Raw genomic sequence first — 21,122 nt, forward strand, 5'->3', positions numbered from 1 at the left:
CCACTTTGCAAACCCTTAGGGAGAAATACCCTAAGGTTTTTTTATATCTAATTAGTGATTTTTCTGTTTAGCTAAAAAACGTAACCCAACACCTGGTTCAGTAGCAATATAACGTGGCTGAATCGCGTTATCCCCGAGTTTACTGCGTAACTTGCCCACTAAAATACGTAAATAGTGCGTATCTTCCTGATGGGTGGGTCCCCATAGCTCTTTTAAGAGCTGAGGCTGTGTTAAAAGCTGCCCTTGATAGCGCATTAATAGTGTCAAAAGTTGAAACTCTTTTCGAGTTAAAGTAATTGGTTGTTGCTCGATCCAAACTAAACGTTGCATGACATCAACCTTGAGATAACCATCGTCATACACATGTGCTTCTTGCTGAATCGGTTGATTTCTTAAGATGACACGAATGCGCGCCAAAAGCTCTTGCACACTAAAAGGCTTGGTCATGTAGTCATTTGCACCAGCATCTAGCAAAGCAACTTTTTCGTATTCATCAGCGCGTACAGATAACACAATAACGGGAACATTCGACCAGCTACGTAATTCTTGGAGGACTTCTTTCCCATCTAAATCAGGTAAGCCTAAGTCTAAAATAACCAAATCAGCCCCTTGGGTTGCCAATGCCTCTAGGCCTTTGTAACCCGTTTCACAGAGTGTGGTTTTGTATTTTTGAGTTCTTAAAGCAATGTCTAAAAATTTACGGATTTGAGGCTCATCATCAATAATCACAATACGTGTTTCTACAGGTGATGTTTCTGGACTTATCATGAATTTACAACTTATTCTTTTACTGGATGAATGGGTAATTTGATTTGAATTAAAGTACCTTTATTTTGGCGCCCTGAAAATGCTTCTATTGTACCCATATGAGCACCAATAATCGCTTTTACAATTGTTAGCCCTAAACCTGTACCGAATTTTCCACGGTCTCCACGCTCCATAGTATAAAACATATCGAAAATGCGGTGTCTTTCGTCTTCAGGGATTCCTGCACCTTTATCTTCAATTTCTATTTTTACTTCATCTTCTGACAAAAGATGAGTACGAATCATGACTGGTTCATCTGGAGGTGAAAAGTTTGCAGCATTTTCTAAAACATTAAAAATAGCTTGTTCTACCAATGCTGGGTGAACATACAAACTAATCGGTTGCTCAGGTAACTGAACGACCACTTGTGTATCTGGTTTATAACGCTTTAAACGGCGAGTTGCCGAACCAATTAATTCATCTACCCCAATCCAATCTCTTTTTAAAGTTAGACCTTCGTGGCCCAAACGGGTCATATCAAGCAAGTTTTGAATATAACGGTCTAAACGCTCACCTTCTAAATGAATTGTTTCAAGCAGATCTTGTTGGTCTTGTTCTGACATATCAGCTTTAAAATTAGCAAGCGTGTCTGCTGCGCCAATGATAGAAGCAAGTGGCGAACGTAAATCATGCGATACCGAAGATAATAAAGCAGAACGTAAGCGCTCTGTTTCACTGGTGACTTTTGCTTGTTCAAGCTCATTCACCAATTGGGTTCGAAGTACTGCCTGTGCAATGTACTCAATTACACTTTCAGTCAATTTTTTTTGCTCAAAATTTAAGGAAACCACTTCATCCTTAAAGTAAATTCCCACAACACCTAGGCTATTTTTTTGTTCTAAAAGAGGTAAAAACCACCAGTTTGACTGACTCAGAGTATCGGTAAAACGCCCACATGGCTGCTTGTGTTTCAAACACCATTCTGCGGCTACTTTTTCTTTATCATTTAGCTCAATATCAGATGAAATTACCTTATCTCGAATAGAAATCCACACTTTAGTTTGAAGTTGTGTTTCTAAAGTCATACGTCCTGTTTGCATGACTTCTTCAAGGTTGACAGCACTAGAAAGCTTACGTGCCAAGTCTTGCATTACCGTAGTGTAGGCATTGGCAGCTTTTAAAGATAAAACTTGCTGGCGTAATTGAGAGGCCAAACGCCCGGCAATTAAAGCTGCTGCAAAAAAAGCCACAACGGTGACTACCCCTTGGTGTGCTGAAATCTGAAAGGTATAACGCGGGGCAATAAAGAAAAAATTATAGGCTAAGAAACATATTAAGGCTGCCACTACGGCAGCTAACATTCGGGTCTTAGTTGCAACAATTAAAACAGAAATAATAAAAATGACAGAGAAGTCTTCAATACCAAATAGAACTTCGGCGAAGTGAGCTAGAAAAATGCTACCGCACGTCACAGCTAAAACAAAAACACTTTCTTTTAATGATAAAAATGAAGGCTTTTTGAGCTGATTAATCTTTTTAGTACCCTGTTCTGGGTGCAAAATGGTTAAAGCAATTGAGTTTTCTTGATTTAATAATTGCTGAGCTAAATTTTTCTTAAATAACTTTAACCACCACGGTGAAATACTTTTACCAATGACAAGATTGGAAATACCTCGATCAACGGCGGCATCCATTAACACTGATGCAACTCGCGGCCCATATAAAACTTCAGTTCGACCACCTAGTTGTCGAGCCAGCTCAAACGCACGGTCAATCTCGATGTATTCTTTTTTATAAGAACTCACTGAACTCTGCCCAAAGTCCAAACTTCTAGCAACATTTACTACAGTCCATGTAGCCCCATTACGTTCTGCTAAGCGGCAGCCTGCTCGCACTAAATATTCAGAAGAGCCTTGCCCATCTATCGCAATCATCAATTCATTTTGTAACGATATAGATTTCAAACCCTTTGAGGCATAACTCTCTTTTAAATCTGAATCGACATGCTCAGCAACGCATTGCATTGCCAGTTCACGTAATGCCGTTAAATTTGAAATGCTAAAAAAGCCTTGTAATGCCAGATTTGCTTGCTCTGGTACATAGACTTTTCCTTGATGGAGCCTTTCAATGAGTTCACTGACGGGTAAATCAATTAAGCGAATATCTCGAATACGGTCAAATACCCGATCTGGTACTGTTTCATTTACTCGAATGCCTGTAATTTGATAGACCACATCATTTAGGCTTTCTAAATGTTGAATATTTATAGTGGTAAATACATCAATACCAGCGTCTAGCAACTCATTAACATCTTGCCACCGTCGTTCATGACGACTATTTGGGACGTTGCGATGAGCCAATTCATCAACCAAAACGATTTGCGGATGCCTAAGTAAAATAGCATCCAAGTCCATTTCTTCTAAAATATGCCCCTGATATTGCATTTCTTTTCTAGCAATCTGAGGCAACCCTTCCAAAATTTTTAGAGTTTCGATTCTTCCATGGGTTTCAACAATACCAACAACAACATCTGTGCCCTGTTGAAATAATTCTTTGGCGCGGGCAAGCATGGCATAAGTTTTTCCTACACCAGGTGCCGCACCAAGAAAGACCGTTAGTCGACCGGCTTGATATCTGTTGACATGATTTAATAAGGCCTCAGCCTGATTTTCGCGATTGCTTTGCATTTGATATCATCCGGTAAACTAACAACTTTATTTTTAAGTTAATGTGTAGATTGTAATTGATCTAAAGCAATATTGAGCTGTAATACATTAACACGAGCTTGCCCTAGTACACCAAACTGCTTCGGTTCAATATGCTTTTGGAGTAACTCTTCCACAACCTTAGGGTCTACATGACGAGCTTGAGCCACTCGAGCAACCTGTAACTGAGCAGATTCAGGACTAATATGCGGATCAATACCACTACCAGATTTAGTCACCAAATCACTTGGTATAGGTGTATTGCCCGTGTGGTCTTGTTTTTTTACCGCAAGAATCTGAGCATCAATTTGTTGCTGTAGCTCAGGATTAGTACGCGCTAAGTTTGTACCTGCCATCGCCATCGGGTCATAAGCGACTGCTGAAGGACGTGGATGAAAATAAGCCTCTCCAACAAATGGCTGAGCAACTAATTTTGACCCTAAAACTTTATGATCTATTTCAATCAAACTACCATTTGCTTGATTGTTGAATAACACCTGTCCCGCACCTGTAGCAATTGCACTATAAGCAGCGCCACAGCCAACTAAGGTAAAAATTAATAATCCCAAAGATGCTCTTAAGGTCTGACCCAAATTTGCTTCTGAATTTTGTACATAAGTTTTCATTTCAAACTCCAGATTACAAACCAAATAATTGAACAATCACTACATCAATTGCTTTAATGGCAAGGAATGGCAGAACCACACCGCCCACACCATAAATCAACATATTTCGACGTAATAACTGAGTTGCCGTTGAAGGTTTAAATTTCACGCCTCGGAGTGCGATTGGAATTAATAGCGGGATAATAATCGCGTTAAAAATTAATGCAGATAAAATCGCGCTGTTTGGGCTTGCTAAATGCATTACATTCAATACTTGCATTTGTGGAATCGCAGCAGCGAACAATGCAGGCAAGATGGCAAAGTATTTAGAGACGTCGTTTGCTAATGAAAATGTTGTTAGAGCACCACGGGTAATCAGCTGCTGTTTCCCAATCTCGACCACAGCAAGTAGTTTGGTTGGGTCTGAGTCTAAATCGACCATATTGCCAGCTTCTTTTGCAGCTTGTGTACCTGAATTCATGGCTAAGCCAATATCGGCTTTAGCTAATGCTGGTGCATCGTTGGTTCCGTCACCGACCATTGCAACTAAACGACCTTGTTGTTGTTCGGTGCGAATACAAGCCAATTTGTCTTCTGGTTTTGCTTCGGCAATATAATCATCTACACCAGCTTCAGCAGCAATCGCGGCCGCAGTTAATGGGTTATCACCTGTGACCATGACGGTTTTGATGCCCATTTCTCTTAAACGAGCAAAACGTTCTTTAATGCCGTGTTTAATTACATCTGAGAGTTCAATTACGCCCAATACATGGTGTTGATTTGCGACAACCAATGGTGTTGCCCCTTTTTTGGCAACTTGTTCAACACGCGCTTTTAATTCCAAATCTTGAGAATAATCTTCATCTACAAACTTCAAGATTGCATCTAATGCACCTTTACGAATTTGGTCACCATTTGGTAAATTCACACCAGAAATTCGAGTCGAAGCACTAAAAGAGATAAATTCGGCCTGCTCAGGTTCTTGCAGTTTTAAGCCTTGCTCTTTTGCTAACTTAACAATCGATTTCCCTTCTGGTGTTGGGTCAGCAAGTGAACTTACCCAAGCAGCAGCTCTCAACTCAGACTCGGTTACCGAAGTTAAAGGATAAAAAGAAGTCGCTTGACGGTCACCATAAGTAATGGTTCCTGTTTTATCGAGTAAAAGCACATCAATGTCACCCGCAACTTCTACCGCTTTACCTGATTTTGCCAAAACATTGGCTTTGAGTGCACGGTTCATCCCCGCAATACCAATCGCAGGTAACAAGCCACCAATGGTTGTAGGAATCAAGCAGACCAATAACGCCACGAGCACGACTGGATCAAGTTCAATATGCAAATACTTGGCAATAAATGGCAAGCTAATCACGACAATTAAAAACGTGATTGTCATTACCATTAACAAAAAGCCAAGTGCGATCTCATTCGGAGTTTTCTGGCGATTTGAGCCTTCGACCAAAGCAATCATACGGTCTAAGAAACTTTGACCAGATTCAGCAGTCACTTGCACAACAATACGATCTGTCAGAACTTTGGTTCCGCCAATAACACCTGAACGGTCTGTTCCAGCTTCACGTAACACAGGTGCTGACTCACCTGTAACCGCCGATTCATTAATAGTGGCAAAGCCTTCTACAATCTCACCGTCAGCTGGAACAAGCTCACCTGCATGTACTTCAATAAAATCATTTAAATGAAGTTCGGTTGCTGCAACTTGAGTCGCTTGACGGTCTGTCAAAGAGTTGAGTCTTCGAGCCGTTAAATTTTCTCTTGCTGCACGTAATGAAGATGCCTGTCCACGACCTCTGGCCTCTGCAACCGCTTCAGCATAATTAGCAAATAAAATGGTAATAAACAGAATTGCTGTAACCGTGAAACCAAATAACAGCGTGGTGTAACCCAAGACTGTACTAAATGCTGTAACCACTGTTCCAAGCCATACAATTGCCATCACAGGGTTTTTAATTGCATGCTGCGGTAGCAGTTTCATAAATGCATTTTTCCAAACTTCAAAATTTGGCACTGCCATGGTTTGTTTATGGCTATTTACATGAGTTTGTGTATTCATTTTCACTCGCCTCCTTAGCCTTTAACCAACAAAAGTTGATCGGCAATAGGCCCAAGGACAAGAACTGGCATAAATTGTAATAAGGTAAGCAACACAACAATCGTAATCAGCGTTAAAGCAAAGGTTGGAGTTTCAACCTGAAGACTACCTGCTGTTTCGGGTGCTTTTCTTTTTGCTGCTAAACGTGTCGCAATCATTAATGGCAAAATTAATGTCGGGAAACGTCCTAAAAGAAGAGCAATACTACAAGTGACATTCCACCATACAGTGTTGTCTCCAAGACCTTCAAAACCTGAACCATTGTTTGCAAATGCAGAGACATATTCATAGAACACTTGGCTAATACCATGTGGTCCCGGATTACTAATTCCAGATATGCCTGGAATGCTGAGGCTTAATGCGGTAAATGCAAGAATGACTAAAGGTTGAATCAAGATAATAATCGCGAGCAACTTAATTTCTGCCGCTTCAATCTTGCGCCCAAACAATTCAGGGGTACGACCTGTCATTAAACCTGCAATAAATACTGCGAGTAACAGATAAATCATAAACTGTTGCAGACCACAGCCCACACCACCCCAAATGGCATTAATCAGCATGTTAATGAGTTCGACTAAACCGGTAAGCGGTGCAGAAGAATCATGCATCATATTGACCGAACCGTTATTCACCTGTGTAGTAAGCGCTGCCCAAACTGCTGATGCTGCTGGTCCAAATCGTTGTTCTTTACCTTCCATTACGGCAAATTGAGATGCTGTCGATGACATACTTTCAGACCAGACAGCCGCTGCACCTGAAATAATCGACATGAAAAGCATGCTACCAAAGACAAAGTAAGCAAACTTTTTACTCTGAGTAAAATGCCCGACCATAAAAATGACTGTGATTGGAATAAGTAAGATCGCAATCATTTCTAGTAAATTAGAAAATGGTGTTGGATTTTCTAAAGGCACAGAACTATTTGGACCATACCAACCGCCACCATTACTACCCAATTGCTTGATCGCTACCATTGGCGCAACTGGCCCTAAAGGAATTTTTTGGGTTTGTACTGTATTGGCTTTATCAATAAGTTGTACTTCTGGCCCACCTTGGAAAGTTGCTGGCACGCCTTGGCTGTTAAGCAACAATGACCAGACAAAACAGAGTGGAAGCAAGAATCGGACTGTAGGGCGAATTACATCTGCCCAATAGTTACCAATTAAAATTTGATCTGGCTGCTCAGCAACATCGGCCGTAATATGGCTTGGACGCTGATAAAAGAAAGCTCTTAATGTCGCAACAACCAAAGCCAGCCCCATCATTGGAGTAATGACTTGCAAACCTACAATACCTGTCATTTGCGACAAATAAGATAACTGAGCCTGACCAGAATAATGCTGTTGGTTGGTGTTTGTTAAAAATGAAATAACAGTGTGTAGCGCTAAATCCCAACTCATATTTGGTGCATGGTTCGGGTTTAATGGTAGCCATGCTTGCGTCATAAAAATAGCAAGAATAGCCACTGCAAGAAAAATACAGCTCACAACAAATGCTAGAGAATATTGTTTCCAATTCATTTGTTGTTGTGGAGATACACCTAATAAGCGGTATACAGGATTTTCAATCCAACGAAATAATCCATCACCCCACATCGGCTGATTTGCCATCACTTTGGATAGATATTTACTGAGGCACCATGCTAGAAAAATAGCAATAAATAAAACAAGTATAAGTTCTAACATGGCTATTCTCCTCTATACCCCTTGGCTTGATTTGCCAAACTGGAAATAAGGAGAGATGAGGAAATATCATTTGTTTTAAGTCCGCATAAGACAATGCCAGACTGATGCAAGATGCGCATTTGAGAATTTATAAGCATCTTTATTGTCCTGAAATAACACTAATTTAGTGAATTTCAGTATCGATAAAATGCCCGTAAATTCTCTATTGAGGAAGTCAAAGCCCGCGTAAAGTTTGCGTAAAATTTAGTTTGAAGGGTATTAAACTTTAAAATTAACGACTGGATAAATCATGCTATCAGCCTTTAAGGTTTCACAATGCCAAAGTTCATATAAAGGAATTTTTACATCGAGTGCCAAAGGTAGCTTTTTATAATTAAATTGCATATGGTCCAGATCACTTCCCCATGCAATCAAATCTACATCTAAAGAAATATGATGCGACGGACGAACACGCCCCGACTCTGACTCAAGTTTCTTTAGAAAAGATTCAATTTGGTCACACGATAAAGTGCTTTTTAATAGACATGCCGAATTCCAATAATCATCTCCAATACCATCTCGGCATGGAATTTGATAAACAGATGAAAACTGCACTTTCCCCAATGTTGCCAATTGCGTATAAGCAAAAGTAAAGTGCTGATCTGCGTCTAAATTACTCGCTAGGGCGAGCGCAAAAATTGTTTCTGGTGCGTTCAAGACGAATTCCTACAGCATTTGCTTCTGCAATGATGGCTGGCTTACGGATGGTTATGGTAATTTTTTCAATTGATGGAAAGGTTTCAAACAAACATTGTAAAACCAAATGTGCTGCATGCTCGATTAATTCAGGTTTGGCTTGTTGAATGGTTTGAGCCGATAACTCACAAATCTGCGCATAGTTGAGAGTGTCCTCAAGCTTGTCAGACTCTGCTGCTCGGCTCAAATCATTATGGATGGTTAAATCCAACATTAAAGGTTGAATGATTTGTCTTTCCCAGTTGAAACAGCCAATCACTGTCTCAACTTTCAAGCCTTCAATAATAATGGCATCCATAAATTTAAACTGACCTTAGTGCTTTAATAACGAAGCAGGTTCCATATTTTGAACCATTTTCAAACGCTGGTCTGCATAAATATCAGTATATGGTGCGAGTACGCGCATAAAACGATCGAAATAAAGCATTTGCTTAAATAATAAAGCAAAATCACGTGGGAATTTAATACCGTGGCGTTCGCCTACACCTACCATATCCATCATAATGTCATTTAAATCGGCTGGATTTGAAGACAATATCTGTTGCGGATCGGCCATTAATACGCCATTAAACAAACGCTCTAGATCTTGAGCCAACACCTGAACGTCAATTTTGTTATGGGTCATACCCATTTTCAGCATATTTTCAGCCATTGCCTGATAATCAGTTTTTTGTAAGGCATCCATAAATGCAATACATGCAGTCCAAACTTCAGGTTTTAACTGACCGACGATACCAAAATCAATAAAACCAATACGCCCATCTTCAAGCAACATTAGGTTCCCAGCATGTAAGTCGGCATGGAAACTCTTACATAGCATGAGACTACCAAACCATGTATTCATGGCAGTAATCAATACTTGCGATGGATCTTTAGCATATTGTTTTACAACACTAAAGTCTGTCAAAGACACACCGTATAAACGTTGCATAGTTAAGACACGGCGTGTAGAAAACTGATGATAAACTTTAGGCGCTGTCGCTGCTTTATTTTGTGAAATATTAAGATATTCCACAAAATCATCTAGGTTTTGTGCTTCTTCAATGAAATCGACTTCACGGACCATACGGCTTTTAATTTCATCTACAATTTCAGAAAGAGCTGCGAATTTGATCTTTGGTACAGCACGTTCGAGCAGCTTGGCAGCCCAATGTACTACACTTAAGTCTGTATATAAAATGGTTTCAACACCAGGCTTTTGTACTTTGATAACGACATCTTCACCTGTGGTCAGCTTAGCTGCATGAACCTGAGCAATTGACGCAGAAGCTAATGGCTTTTCATCGATATAGCTAAAAATCTGGCTTAAATCGCGCCCTTCAAACTCAGATGCAAGCACGCCTTGAATATAACTAAATGGCAGAGTTGGTGTCTGATCTAAACAACCTTGGAATTCTTCTACATATTCACGTGGGAAAAGCGATGGAGTACTCGCAATAAACTGACCAAGCTTAATATAAGTTGATCCAAGTGACTCAAAAGTCTCTCGCATGAGTTTGGCATTACTTGGTTTTTCAGTTGCGTATTTAATTCCAGCTTTGGCCGCAACCACTGCTGTTTCACCAATGCGGGCGACTGAACGTAGCCCATCAAACAAAATATTTTTTTTCATATTTCTTCAAAACCAAATCATTCAGGTTGAGTGTAGCAAATTTTGTTTAATTTACTGATTAGCTTGCCTGACAAAGTGGGCAATTTACATCTTTATCAAAACTAACAATACGTTGTGTCATATTTAAACCATCCCACAATAATAGTTTCTGCTTTAAAGGTGTACGATTTAAACCTAAATATAGCAAAGTGTGATGTGCTTGTAATGACGCTATCATTACAGGAGTAGTTGCAAGTACCCCTGACTCTGCACAGCGAAGGCCTTCATTACTATGTTGTTCTTTCGGGAAAAGACATTCATAGCAAGCTGAATCACCTTCAACCATAAACATTTGTGCCTGAAAACCAATTGCTGAAGCACTAATTAATGCGACCTGATGTTTCTTACAAGCTGCATTTACTAAATAGCGAGTTGTAAAATTATCACAGCCATCTAAAACCACATCTTGGTGTTCAACAAGTCTATCAATGTTATGTTCGTCTAAACGTTCGTTGTAGTATTCAACACAGATATAAGGGTTAATTTTCTGTAAACGTTTAGCCAAAATTTCTGCTTTATAACGTCCGATATCTTCATGACCAAATGCAATTTGACGCTGTAAATTACTTATCTCGATCGTATCTGCATCAATCAGTGTAATTTTCCCAACTCCTGCTCGCGCAAGTAGCTCTGCACTACTACAGCCTATTCCACCAGCACCTACAATCAGCACATTAGCAAGTTTGAGTTTTTCCTGAGCTTCAATATCCCATCCATCAAGTAAAATCTGACGGCTATAGAGATGCATTTCTTCATCACTTAACTCTACAAAATCGATATCTTGAAGCTCGGTCACACGTTAATCCTTTCACTTAGAAGCGAAATGATTTTATGATTAAGTTCGTTATTATGAAAGCTATAAAATAGAAACAACTTTTTTATTCTAATAAAGCTTATTTATCAACATTGCATCTATCAAGCTTTCTGCAACAATAGAAATATCTATTTTCTTTATTACTTAGGCTAAATATGACGCAATCATATATTGCACCTGTAGAGTTAGAAAAAGCTTATCGTTTATTAAATCATGGCCCAACTGTGCTTGTTTCTGCACAACATGGTGATGACCGCAATGTGATGGCTGCCGCTTGGGCATGTGCCTTAGAGTTCAAACCAGCTAAAGTGTCCGTAGTTCTCGACAAAAGCACTAAAACCCGACAACTCGTTGAGCAAAGTGGCTATTTCACACTACAAGTTCCCTGCTATGCACAGCTCGATCTGACTCATCAACTTGGAACCATTAGTAAGTTGGATGATCCAGAAAAACTTGAGCATTGCGGTGTTGAGCTATTCTATCAAGAAGGCCTTACCAGCCCGCTTGTATCAGGTTGCATTGCATGGCTTGTCTGTAAACTTATTCCAGAACCACATAATCAGTCAGCTCATGATTTATTTATTGGTTCTGTTGTAGGTGCATGGGCAGATAGCCGCGTTTTTAGAGATGGGCACTGGCATTTTCAAGATGCGCCAAAAGAACTTCGCAGCCTGCACTATATTGCAGGCGGAACTTTTTATTTGATTGGTGAGGAAGTCAAAGCTCAAATTTAATCCTTAAAAAGTGAGTTTCATTTAATTGCAAAAAACCGCATAACAATTGCGGTTTTTTGCAGTCAACAACATTTTTTAAAAATCTAATATTTAAACTTGAGCCACTTCACGCGCAATCACCAAACGTTGAATATCAGAAGCACCTTCATAAATCTGGCTTACACGAACATCACGATAAATTCTCTCTACAGGGAAATCACTCACATATCCATAACCACCATGAATTTGAATCGCATCCGAACACACCCGCTCAGCCATAGTAGATGCAAATAGCTTTGCCATTGAGGCTTCTTTTAAACAAGGTAGCTCCGCATCTTTTAAAGTTGCAGCATGTAAAACCAACTGATGTGCCGCTTCAATCTGGGTCGCCATATCGGCTAAACGGAAACCAACCGCCTGATGCTGAACTAATTCGACTCCAAAAGCTTTACGCTCATTTGCATATTGCACCGCTGCATCAAAAGCCGCTCTTGCCATACCTACCGATTGAGCTGCAATACCAATACGTCCAGCTGCCAAATTAGATAATGCAATTTTATAACCTTCACCCTCTTGCCCCACCAAATTTTCTAAAGGAATTCGGCAGTCCTCAAAAGTAATGGTCGCTGTATCTGAAGCATGTTGACCCATTTTGTCTTCAATACGAGTCACCAAGTAACCTTGTGTATTGGTGGGTACAAGAAAGCACGAAATACCTTTTTTACCAGCTTGTTTATCTGTGACCGCGAACACCAAAGCCACTTGGGCATTTTTACCACTGGTGATAAATTGTTTTACGCCATTAAGCACCCAATGGTCGCCATCTCGCTCGGCTTTACATAAAATCGCGCTCGCATCGGAACCGACATGTGGCTCAGTTAAACAAAAGCATCCTAGCCATTCGCCAGAGGCAAATTTTGGCAAATAGGTTTGTTTTTGCTGCTCTGAACCGTATGCCAGTGTAATACCGCAAATCAAAGAGTTTTGTACGCTTACAATTGTCGAAATAGCACCATCGCCTGCGGCAATTTCCTCAATTGCGAGTACCAAAGATACATAGTCCATTCCGGCACCGCCCCATTCATCGGGCACGGTCATCCCCATAGCGCCTAGTGCACCTAAATCTTTGAGTTCCTGAGCTGGAAATTCATGAGTTTTATCGCGATGTGCAGCAGTTGGCTTTAACTGATTTTGCGCATAGTTACGCATCATCTCCTGAACCATACTTTGTTCAGCATTTAAGATCATTTCAGCATCCTTATTTTTATTATTTTGCTGCCATACGAATTGCACCATCTAGACGGATGACTTCACCATTTAAGTAAGAGTTTTCAGCAATATGTGCCACCAAACGAGCAAACTCTTCTGGTTTTCCTAAACGAGATGGGTACGGCACCATTTGCCCCAAAGCATCTTGTACATTTTGTGGCATACCCTTAAGCATTGGGGTTTCCATAATTCCCGGTGCAATGGTCATAATACGAATAGCATGTCGCGCAAGCTCACGAGCAATCGGCAATGTCATCGCAACAATAGCGCCTTTTGATGCAGAATACGCAGCCTGACCAATTTGACCATCAAATGCGGCAACAGAAGCAGTGTTAACAATTACACCACGATCTTCTTCACCTTCTTCAACCGTGTTTTTACTCATTGCATCTGCTGCAAAACGCAGCATGTTAAATGTACCTGTAACATTAATATTTAAAGTCTTTGCAAATAATCCCAAGTCATGAACGCCCTCACGGCCAACCACTTTCGCAGAAGGGCCAATACCGGCACAGTTCACCAAACCATGCAAATGACCATGTTTTGTCAACACATCTTTAAAGAACTGTTCAGCAGCAGCTTCATCGGTCACATCAAGTTTTACAAAGTCAGCTTTTGGCCCCAACTGTTTTGCTTGTTGCTCGCCTGCTTCTGTATTCATGTCTACCAAGGTAACTGAAGCACCTTGCTGGACTAAATACTCAGCTGTTGCAGCACCTAAACCAGAGCCACCACCTGTAATTACGAAATGTTTCCCTTGAATTTTCATTGTGTAATGTCCTATAGAAATGTTCTTTAAACTTAGTAGTGAGAGTAAAAGTTGTTGTTTTCCGATACAATTTCAAAAAGCCTCAAAATGTTTGCAGCTTTTGATCAATCCAAATTTTAAATATGCAGTATTTCACTTGAAATATATGAAGAAAATATGAGTCTTTGACATGGTTGTCCAATCTTCTTTAAGTAAAGGCACAATTTCGATTGCACTAGTACATGAAGCACTGAGTGCGGCTTATGCCAAAGGCCTAAATACACAAATAATTCTAAATAAAGCAGGCATCCCCGCTGAATTACTGATGTCGCCAAAGGCACGTGTGCCTGTTACAACCTATGCCCAATTGTGGATAGAGCTTGCCAATGCCATGAACGATGAGTTTTTTGGGATGGATAGCCACCCCATGCGTCGTGGAAGCTATAAATTACTGACTAAACTCGTCAGTACGGCTGAAACTTTAGAAAAAGCACTCTACGATATTTTGAAGTTTTTTAACTTTGTTCTAGATGACATGCATGGAGAACTCATTCGAGAGCAAGACAAAGCTTATTTAGTGATTCATGATCGTGAACAGCCTAAACGCATGTTTACCTACGCAACCTTTTTAATATTAGTGCACGGACTTATGTGTTGGTTGGTAGACCAGCGAATTGGTTTAAATACTATTATGGTACGTTGTCCTAAACCTCAAGATATTCAGGACTATTTCGTTCGTTTTGGTGAAGATATTCAATTTAATGCTGAGATAAATCGAGTTGAGTTCGATGCCCACTATTTAGATATTAAAATTAAGAAAGATAAAAAAGCGCTTTATGATTTTTTAGAGCAAACTCCGCAAAATCTTTTAGTTCGCTTTAAAAATGAAAATGCCTTAAGTGTACTTATTCGTCGCCATTTATTGAAACTCCACCCTGCACAATGGCCCGAACTCAAAGATGTAGCTCAGCAACTCAATATTTCAGAAGCCACCGTTCAACGTCGACTGAAACATGAAGGTGTAAGCTATCAACAAATTAAAAATGAAATCCGCTGTGATATTGCTGTTCAACGCTTAAGCAAAACGAATGACTCAATTCAAGATATTAGTGAAGATTTAAGCTTCCATGACCCAAGTGCCTTTCACCGTGCTTTTAAAAAATGGACTGGGGTCAGCCCAGGTGCATATCGAGATAATTTAACTGGACACAAGCAATAACATATACATCGAATGAAGCTTAAGGCGTTAGAGTTTAAGCTTATGATATTTATGTATTTTAAATTCAATATTTCAGATAAATGCATTATTTAAAATTTGATAATAGTCATAAAAACAGTGATTTATAATTTTATTCAAACTTTTATCTTTCAAACTGATTTATAAATCAAAATAACTAAGTTCATAAGCCTCTAAACACGTGAAAGGATGATCTCCTATTTCATTTCGGTTTTATTTTTATCATGTCTTTAAAATCAAAATTTTCTCTACCAAAGACTTTGTTGGCATCAACATTGGGGTTTGTATTTGCTTCATCTGCTTTTGCAGCAATTCCGACTACGCTTAAACTTGATTATGCTTACTATGCACCAACCAGTTTAGTAGTTAAAGATCAAAAACTTCTCGAAAAAGCACTGCCAAATACCCAAATTAAATGGGTTTTTAGTCAAGGTAGTAACCGCTCATTAGAATATCTCAACAGTAACAGCATCGATTTTGCTTCTACCGCTGGATTAGCTGCTGTATTAAGTCGAGCGAATGGTAGTCCAATTAAAACGGTTTATGTACAAAGCCAGCCGGAATGGACCGCCCTTGTTGTCGCAAAAAATTCACCAATTAAAAGCCTAAAAGATTTAAAAGGTAAAAAAATTGCAGCCACCAAAGGAACCGATCCTTTCTTATTTACACTACAAGCACTAGATACAGTCGGTTTGAGTAAACGTGATGTACAACTGGTTCATCTACAACACCCAGACGGCAAAACTGCATTAGAGCGTGGCCAAGTAGATGCTTGGGCTGGACTTGATCCATTAATGGCTTCTGCTCAAATTCAATCGGGTGCCAAATTGCTTTATCGTAATGTTGGATTTAATAGCTATAGTGTACTGAGCGTTAAAGAAGATTTTGCAAAGCAAAGCCCTGAAACGGTAGAGGCCATTATTAAAGCCTATGAACAAGCCCGAAAATGGGCAAAAGCCAATCCAGATAAAGTGGCAGCACTTTTAGCTCAAGAATCAAAACTTCCTTTACCTGTGGCTAAACTACAACTGAGCCGAACCAACTTCGATCAAAGCATTCCATCAGCAACTCAAGCACAAGCGCTAAAACGTTCTGGGAAAATTTTGACTGAAGAAGATTTGGTTAGAAAAGGTACCAACGTCAATCAAGTGGTTGATCAGTTGCTAGACCCACGTTTTGCTCAAAAAGTCGTGAAATAGTATATGAGTGATTCACTTAACAAAGCTGAGCTAAATCACTTCTTAGCTCAGCAGGCTTCAAAATCTCAGAAAAAGCATCTAAACCACAAATTTACACGGTGGTTTAAAGCGCTACTCATTCCACTCATCTTTTTAACGGCTTGTGAGTTTTTAGTCAGAAATGGCTATATCGATGCTTATCTACTCCCTGCACCGTCTAGTTTATGGCAATCTTTTTTAGATTTAGCTCATAGCGATCTATTTGCCCATATTTATATTAGTACATGGCGTGTTCTGTTGGGCTTTATTATAGGAAGCGGTTTAGGTTTAATTTTTGCAATTTGGGTTGGATTAAGTAAAGAAGCAGAAGCATATTTAGAACCAACTTTTTCAGCAATTAAATCAATTCCAAGTCTTGCTTGGATTCCCCTGTTATTGCTTTGGTTAGGAATTGACGAAGGTTCTAAAATTACATTGATTGCAATCGGAGCATTCTTTCCAACCTATACCAATACAGTTGCAGCAATTCATAATGTAGATAAAAAGCTCATTGAAGTTGGAAAAGTTTATCGGCTTAATGCTTTTCAGCGGATTATATCTATTATTTTACCGGCAGCCTCTCCGGGCATTTTAACGGGTTTACGCAACAGCTTAAGCTTATCGTGGATGTTTATGATTGCAGCTGAACTGATTGCAGCTACTCAAGGGATTGGCTATTTACTCAGTGATGGCAGAGAAACCTCTCGCCCAGATATTGTTATCATTGCAATTATTTTATTGGCGCTATTGGGTAAAGTAACCGATACCTTAATGAAACTTATAGAAAACTGGTTGTTACGTTGGCGTAATACGCTACAAAAATAACTTTAAATCCAGCATGCCAAAGTGACTCGATCATTTTGGCCATAGTCTTGAATGGTTTTAATCTCACTAAAACCATGCTCTGTGAAAATATCTCGAACTGCTTGTCCCTGATCATAACCATGCTCTAGTGCAATCCAGCCTTGCGGTTTTAACCAGTTTTTGCCTTGAGCAATAATAATTTCAATATCAGCCAGTCCCTGATGAACTGCAACCAATGCACGGCGTGGTTCTGTAGCCAAAGCTTGCATGTGTTCATCTTCAGGGTCAATGTACGGCGGATTAGAAACAATTAAATCAAACTTTTGCGGTTCAAGTGGGTCAAACCAAGCGCCGCAGGCAAATTTCACACGTTGCAAATTATGAACTTGTGCATTTTCTTTTGCGACTTCTAAAGTAGGCGCATAAATATCAGTTGCCGTGACTTGCCAATCTGGACGTTCACCTGCTAATGCAAGCGCAATTGCACCTGTTCCCGTTCCCAAATCAACAATATTTGCAGTATTTGGCAAATTTAGATTTAAAATGGTTTCAACTAGAATTTCAGTATCCGGACGTGGCACTAAAGTATCAGACGTTACTTTTAAATCGAGTGTCCAAAATGGCTGTGAACCCGTCACATAAGCTAAAGGCTCACCATTTTGGATACGTTCTAGACCAGCCAAGTAATCTTGCTCTTGTTGGGCAGTTAACTCTTGCTCAAGTCTAAACTTTAATTCAAGCGAATTGATTTTTAGAAAATGCTCAAGTAACCAAGCATTTTCTTGCCGTTCATAACTGTCAGGCTCACCACGAATTGCAAGCGCTTGAGCAATATTCATTAGCCGCCATTTTCCTGTGCAAGCATCGCAAGCTGATCTGCCTGATATTCACGATGTAAGCTATCGAGCAATTCAGTTAAATCACCTTCCATAATCGCGTCTAACTTATATAAAGTTAGGTTAATACGATGGTCCGTCATACGCCCTTGCGGGTAGTTATACGTACGGATACGTTCCGAACGATCACCAGAACCGACCAAATCACGGCGCATTTCAGAAGTCGCGGCATCTGCTGCCGCACGTTTAGCATTTTCTAAACGCGATACTAACAATGCCATCGCTTTAGCTTTGTTTTTATGCTGTGAACGTTCTTCTTGGCACTCAACGACTGTACCAGTTGGAATGTGAGTAATACGCACGGCCGAATCGGTTTTGTTAATGTGCTGACCACCCGCACCTGAAGCACGGTAAGTATCAATACGCAAATCTGCCGGATTAATTTCAACGTTAGTATCAACGTCAATTTCAGGCAAGATCGCAACTGTACATGCTGACGTATGCACACGACCTTGTGATTCAGTGGCTGGCACACGTTGCACACGGTGAGCACCACTTTCAAACTTTAAGCGGCCGTAAACGCCATCACCATCTACACAGCAAATAACTTCTTTAAAGCCACCATGCTCGCCTTCATTTTCAGAAAGCACTTCAATACGCCAGCCTTGTGTCTCTGCATATTTACTATACATGCGGAACAAATCACCAGAGAAAATCGCGGCTTCATCACCACCTGTTCCAGCACGGATTTCTAAATAAGCCGCATTAGAATCATTCGGATCTTTTGGAATCATCAAAATGTTGAGTTGGCTTTCTAATTCTTCAAGCAATGTTTTATTGGCTTGAATTTCTTCTTCTGCCATATCTTTAAAGTCTGGGTCCGACTTCATCATTTCAGCAGTTTCAATATCTTCTTCTGCTTGACGGTATTTGCCCCAAACTTCGGTAATTTCAGATAAATCACTATGTTCACGAGACAATTTACGGAAACGTTTGTTATCGGAGATCACTTCAGCATCTGCAAGCAATGCAGTAAGTTCTTCATGTCGATCACAGAGTTGATCAAGTCGTAAACGGAGTGACGCTTTCATAAGAGGAAATATCTCAAAAGTCCAAAAAGCTTATCGAACGCTATGTAAGTATAGAAGATAAGCAAAATCGTAAAAATAGCGCATAGTTTACAGATTATGCTGCTTAAATGACATATATAATCAGCCAATTCATCAACTTTCCCAATAAGTAGAGGAGTATAAATATAATGATTTCGAATAAGATTTATTTACTTGCCTATAATTTGGCTTTTCTGTAGAAAATAATAAGTCATCTTTTTCCTCTATATGACAATAGAGGCTTTATTTAAAAACCTCTTTGCCTAGCCAACTTATTTTAATTTTTCTAATAAAGTTTTACCCACTAAAATAGCCGATGCTGGATTTTGTCCTGTAATAAGTTCACGGTCCACCACTACGTTTGGAGTCCACGCAGTGGTATTACTTTGATACTTAGCGCCAAGTGACTGTAAAGCCGTTTGTGGATAAAACTTCATTTCTCCACCTTTTAATAAAGCTTTAGCCTGCTCTTCTTCCTGATTACTAATCACCGTCATTCGATAATTTTTATAAATCCATTCACCAGTTTTTACTGGCTTTCCTTGTTCGAGTTGACCAACTACTTCCGAGGCATTAGGTAAAGTAGACATTAATGCAATAGGACCATGACAGACCAACGCAGTAGGTTTACCAGCTTTATGGAAAGCTGTAAGTACTTTTCCAAGTTGTTTATCTTTTAATAGATCTTGCATAGGTGCATGCCCACCTGGAATATAAATAGCATCAAACTGACCCACACCAATTTGTTCAATACGAGATAGGCTCACAACTGGAGAATCTTGAGCAGATGTTAATTTTAGATCATGCAATAAACCAGCATATTGCTTTAATGCTTTTTCATCTTGGTTAAAATACATCGCATTATTTGATGATTCATCTAAGGTTGGAGCTTTCCCTTTTGGTGTAGCGAAAGTTACTGTATGACCTGCATCTAAAAGCATTTTTGTAGGTTGCATCAACTCATTTAAGTAAAAGCCTGTTTTAAAAATATGACCTTTTTTTAGCTCTAAATGCGCCTCATCAGACAATACAACCAACACATGAGCAGCATTTGCACTGAATGCTGCTGAAACGGCAACTACTGCAAGCATTATTTTATTTAGAGATTTCATCATTCGACCTTCATTCCAACCATTTGCTGGATTTATATTTTGGATGGATATATTCTATTTTTGCCAATCAGGTAGATAAACAACCACCTTTACAAATCTTTTTTGCGTTTGAGGACAAAATGTCTCGTCAATTTGACCATCTTGCCGATATTGAAGTGTTTTTAATTGTGGCTGAGAAGCTTTCTATTAGTGCAGCTGCAATTTATTTAGCAACAACTCCTTCAGTCATTAGTAGAACAATTACGCGGCTAGAGAAAAAACTTGGCATTCAGTTTTTTAGAAGAACAACCCGTCATTTGAGCCTGACTGAAGCTGGTCAACTTTATTATGAAAAGATGCAACATGCATTTCAGTTAATTGACCATGCAGAGCGTACTATTCAAGGTAAGCAACTGCAAATTTCCGGCAAAATTAAATTAAGTGTACCTACCACCTATGGACACTATCGCCTTCCAGAATTACTACAAAAATTTCTTTTGCAATATCCAGATATTCAAATAGAAGTCAGTATTTCTAATCGAAACGTCGATTTAATTGCGGAAGGATTTGATTTAGCTATTCGTCAAGGTCAGATTCCTAGTAGCACTCTCGTTGCCAGACCTTTGGAGCTTGCCCCTCTTCAACTTGTTGCTTCACCCGAATATTTAAAACGTATGGGTGTTCCTCAAACCTTGGAAGACTTAAACCATCACCAATGTATTGCCTTTGAATTACCGAGCACGGGTAAGATTACTCCATGGTTTTTTAAAAATGTTGATAATGAAATTCAATGGATACCATCAAATCGGATTTTAGTAAAAGAAGATATTTTGGGAGTAGTTTCTCTTGCTGAAAGTGGATTAGGAATATGTCAGAGTTATAGCTTTATTGTTAATGAAAAGATTCGGCAAGGAAAATTGCAGCCCCTACTTGAGGTTTATGCAGGTCACACACGGCCCTTTTCTGTACTGTACGCACAACATAAACATATGTCGTCTGCGACAAGAGCTTTAATAAATTTTCTATGTCCTGATCGTGAGTAAATCCTT

19 protein-coding genes are annotated in these 21,122 nt (G+C 39.6%); 5 read left to right on the forward strand and 14 right to left on the reverse strand.

What is annotated here, in order from left to right:
• Nucleotides 1-51 precede the first annotated feature (51 nt).
• The 9 genes from J655_RS08265 to J655_RS08305 form a co-directional block, all read right to left on the reverse strand.
• On the reverse strand, nt 52-768 hold the full coding sequence (locus J655_RS08265; RefSeq protein ID WP_016145792.1) for a response regulator: 717 nt from the start codon (nt 766-768) through the stop codon (nt 52-54).
• An 11-nt stretch (nt 769-779) separates the two neighbouring features.
• On the reverse strand, nt 780-3,434 hold the full coding sequence (locus tag J655_RS08270; RefSeq protein ID WP_032005435.1) for a sensor histidine kinase: 2,655 nt from the start codon (nt 3,432-3,434) through the stop codon (nt 780-782).
• A 38-nt stretch (nt 3,435-3,472) separates the two neighbouring features.
• Nucleotides 3,473-4,078 (reverse strand): potassium-transporting ATPase subunit KdpC, encoded by a 606-nt coding sequence (gene kdpC / locus J655_RS08275; RefSeq protein WP_032005433.1) that lies wholly within the window; start codon nt 4,076-4,078, stop codon nt 3,473-3,475.
• Nucleotides 4,079-4,091: 13 nt separating this feature from the next.
• Nucleotides 4,092-6,131, reverse strand: coding sequence for a potassium-transporting ATPase subunit KdpB (kdpB, locus tag J655_RS08280; protein ID WP_081403779.1), 2,040 nt, complete (start codon nt 6,129-6,131; stop codon nt 4,092-4,094).
• 8 nt (nt 6,132-6,139) lie between these two features.
• Nucleotides 6,140-7,849: a potassium-transporting ATPase subunit KdpA gene (gene kdpA / locus J655_RS08285; protein ID WP_032052256.1), complete on the reverse strand. Its 1,710-nt coding sequence runs from the start codon at nt 7,847-7,849 to the stop codon at nt 6,140-6,142.
• Between the two features lie 258 nt (nt 7,850-8,107).
• Nucleotides 8,108-8,545, reverse strand: coding sequence for a 2-amino-4-hydroxy-6-hydroxymethyldihydropteridine diphosphokinase (locus tag J655_RS08290; RefSeq protein ID WP_032005427.1), 438 nt, complete (start codon nt 8,543-8,545; stop codon nt 8,108-8,110).
• Nucleotides 8,502-8,882 carry a dihydroneopterin aldolase gene (gene folB, locus J655_RS08295; protein ID WP_000338783.1) on the reverse strand — a complete coding sequence of 127 codons (381 nt, stop codon included), beginning with the start codon at nt 8,880-8,882 and terminating at the stop codon, nt 8,502-8,504. Before folB ends, J655_RS08290 begins: the two co-directional genes overlap by 44 nt.
• 15 nt (nt 8,883-8,897) lie before the next feature.
• Nucleotides 8,898-10,196, reverse strand: coding sequence for an ABC1 kinase family protein (locus J655_RS08300; RefSeq protein ID WP_002119658.1), 1,299 nt, complete (start codon nt 10,194-10,196; stop codon nt 8,898-8,900).
• Between the two features lie 58 nt (nt 10,197-10,254).
• Nucleotides 10,255-11,031 (reverse strand): HesA/MoeB/ThiF family protein, encoded by a 777-nt coding sequence (locus tag J655_RS08305; protein WP_004791496.1) that lies wholly within the window; start codon nt 11,029-11,031, stop codon nt 10,255-10,257.
• A gap of 173 nt (nt 11,032-11,204) precedes the next feature.
• Between J655_RS08305 and J655_RS08310 the strand changes: the two genes are divergently transcribed.
• Nucleotides 11,205-11,783 carry a flavin reductase family protein gene (locus J655_RS08310; protein ID WP_017385442.1) on the forward strand — a complete coding sequence of 193 codons (579 nt, stop codon included), beginning with the start codon at nt 11,205-11,207 and terminating at the stop codon, nt 11,781-11,783.
• A 90-nt stretch (nt 11,784-11,873) separates the two neighbouring features.
• Here the strand turns inward: J655_RS08310 and J655_RS08315 are convergent, their stop codons facing one another.
• Nucleotides 11,874-13,010 (reverse strand): acyl-CoA dehydrogenase family protein, encoded by a 1,137-nt coding sequence (locus J655_RS08315; RefSeq protein WP_025466499.1) that lies wholly within the window; start codon nt 13,008-13,010, stop codon nt 11,874-11,876.
• A gap of 19 nt (nt 13,011-13,029) precedes the next feature.
• A complete protein-coding gene (locus J655_RS08320; protein ID WP_017385444.1) occupies nt 13,030-13,800 on the reverse strand; it encodes a 3-hydroxyacyl-CoA dehydrogenase in 771 nt (256 codons plus the stop codon).
• Between the two features lie 169 nt (nt 13,801-13,969).
• On the opposite strand from J655_RS08320, the gene J655_RS08325 reads away from it, so the two are divergent.
• The 3 genes from J655_RS08325 (at nt 13,970) to J655_RS08335 (ending at nt 17,058) form a co-directional block, all read left to right on the forward strand.
• Entirely contained in the window at nt 13,970-14,998 is a 1,029-nt protein-coding gene (locus J655_RS08325) for an AraC family transcriptional regulator (RefSeq protein WP_017385445.1), read from the forward strand.
• A 242-nt stretch (nt 14,999-15,240) separates the two neighbouring features.
• Nucleotides 15,241-16,215 carry an aliphatic sulfonate ABC transporter substrate-binding protein gene (locus tag J655_RS08330; protein ID WP_017480846.1) on the forward strand — a complete coding sequence of 325 codons (975 nt, stop codon included), beginning with the start codon at nt 15,241-15,243 and terminating at the stop codon, nt 16,213-16,215.
• A 3-nt stretch (nt 16,216-16,218) separates the two neighbouring features.
• A complete protein-coding gene (locus J655_RS08335; RefSeq protein ID WP_017480845.1) occupies nt 16,219-17,058 on the forward strand; it encodes an ABC transporter permease in 840 nt (279 codons plus the stop codon).
• Nucleotides 17,059-17,060: 2 nt separating this feature from the next.
• Here J655_RS08335 and prmC read toward each other — a convergent pair whose 3' ends face one another.
• The 3 genes from prmC to J655_RS08350 all read right to left on the reverse strand — a co-directional run bounded on the left by prmC (nt 17,061) and on the right by J655_RS08350 (nt 20,094).
• On the reverse strand, nt 17,061-17,876 hold the full coding sequence (prmC, locus tag J655_RS08340) for a peptide chain release factor N(5)-glutamine methyltransferase (RefSeq protein WP_032052257.1): 816 nt from the start codon (nt 17,874-17,876) through the stop codon (nt 17,061-17,063).
• A complete protein-coding gene (prfA, locus tag J655_RS08345) occupies nt 17,876-18,964 on the reverse strand; it encodes a peptide chain release factor 1 (RefSeq protein ID WP_032052258.1) in 1,089 nt (362 codons plus the stop codon). Before prfA ends, prmC begins: the two co-directional genes overlap by 1 nt.
• A 290-nt stretch (nt 18,965-19,254) precedes the next feature.
• On the reverse strand, nt 19,255-20,094 hold the full coding sequence (locus J655_RS08350; protein ID WP_031945006.1) for a type 1 glutamine amidotransferase domain-containing protein: 840 nt from the start codon (nt 20,092-20,094) through the stop codon (nt 19,255-19,257).
• A gap of 119 nt (nt 20,095-20,213) precedes the next feature.
• Between J655_RS08350 and J655_RS08355 the strand changes: the two genes are divergently transcribed.
• Complete coding sequence (locus J655_RS08355; protein ID WP_025468371.1) at nt 20,214-21,116, forward strand: LysR family transcriptional regulator; 903 nt, start codon at nt 20,214-20,216, stop codon at nt 21,114-21,116.
• Nucleotides 21,117-21,122: the final 6 nt, after the last annotated feature.

This window comes from Acinetobacter sp. 1294243 (assembly GCF_000588015.1).
GTDB lineage: Bacteria > Pseudomonadota > Gammaproteobacteria > Pseudomonadales > Moraxellaceae > Acinetobacter > Acinetobacter pittii.

Excerpts from the sequence above, each read along its gene's own strand:
- J655_RS08315 (WP_025466499.1), bottom strand. The coding sequence starts at position 13,010 with ATGATCTTAAATGCTGAACAAAGTATGGTTCAGGAGATGATGCGTAAC.
- J655_RS08310 (WP_017385442.1), top strand. The coding sequence starts at position 11,205 with ATGACGCAATCATATATTGCACCTGTAGAGTTAGAAAAAGCTTATCGT.
- prfA (WP_032052258.1), bottom strand. The coding sequence starts at position 18,964 with ATGAAAGCGTCACTCCGTTTACGACTTGATCAACTCTGTGATCGACAT.
- J655_RS08320 (WP_017385444.1), bottom strand. The coding sequence starts at position 13,800 with ATGAAAATTCAAGGGAAACATTTCGTAATTACAGGTGGTGGCTCTGGT.
- J655_RS08265 (WP_016145792.1), bottom strand. The coding sequence starts at position 768 with ATGATAAGTCCAGAAACATCACCTGTAGAAACACGTATTGTGATTATT.
- J655_RS08330 (WP_017480846.1), top strand. The coding sequence starts at position 15,241 with ATGTCTTTAAAATCAAAATTTTCTCTACCAAAGACTTTGTTGGCATCA.
- J655_RS08325 (WP_017385445.1), top strand. The coding sequence starts at position 13,970 with ATGGTTGTCCAATCTTCTTTAAGTAAAGGCACAATTTCGATTGCACTA.
- J655_RS08270 (WP_032005435.1), bottom strand. The coding sequence starts at position 3,434 with ATGCAAAGCAATCGCGAAAATCAGGCTGAGGCCTTATTAAATCATGTC.
- kdpA (WP_032052256.1), bottom strand. The coding sequence starts at position 7,849 with ATGTTAGAACTTATACTTGTTTTATTTATTGCTATTTTTCTAGCATGG.
- J655_RS08335 (WP_017480845.1), top strand. The coding sequence starts at position 16,219 with ATGAGTGATTCACTTAACAAAGCTGAGCTAAATCACTTCTTAGCTCAG.
- J655_RS08300 (WP_002119658.1), bottom strand. The coding sequence starts at position 10,196 with ATGAAAAAAAATATTTTGTTTGATGGGCTACGTTCAGTCGCCCGCATT.
- J655_RS08355 (WP_025468371.1), top strand. The coding sequence starts at position 20,214 with ATGTCTCGTCAATTTGACCATCTTGCCGATATTGAAGTGTTTTTAATT.
- folB (WP_000338783.1), bottom strand. The coding sequence starts at position 8,882 with ATGGATGCCATTATTATTGAAGGCTTGAAAGTTGAGACAGTGATTGGC.
- J655_RS08350 (WP_031945006.1), bottom strand. The coding sequence starts at position 20,094 with ATGAAATCTCTAAATAAAATAATGCTTGCAGTAGTTGCCGTTTCAGCA.
- kdpC (WP_032005433.1), bottom strand. The coding sequence starts at position 4,078 with ATGAAAACTTATGTACAAAATTCAGAAGCAAATTTGGGTCAGACCTTA.
- prmC (WP_032052257.1), bottom strand. The coding sequence starts at position 17,876 with ATGAATATTGCTCAAGCGCTTGCAATTCGTGGTGAGCCTGACAGTTAT.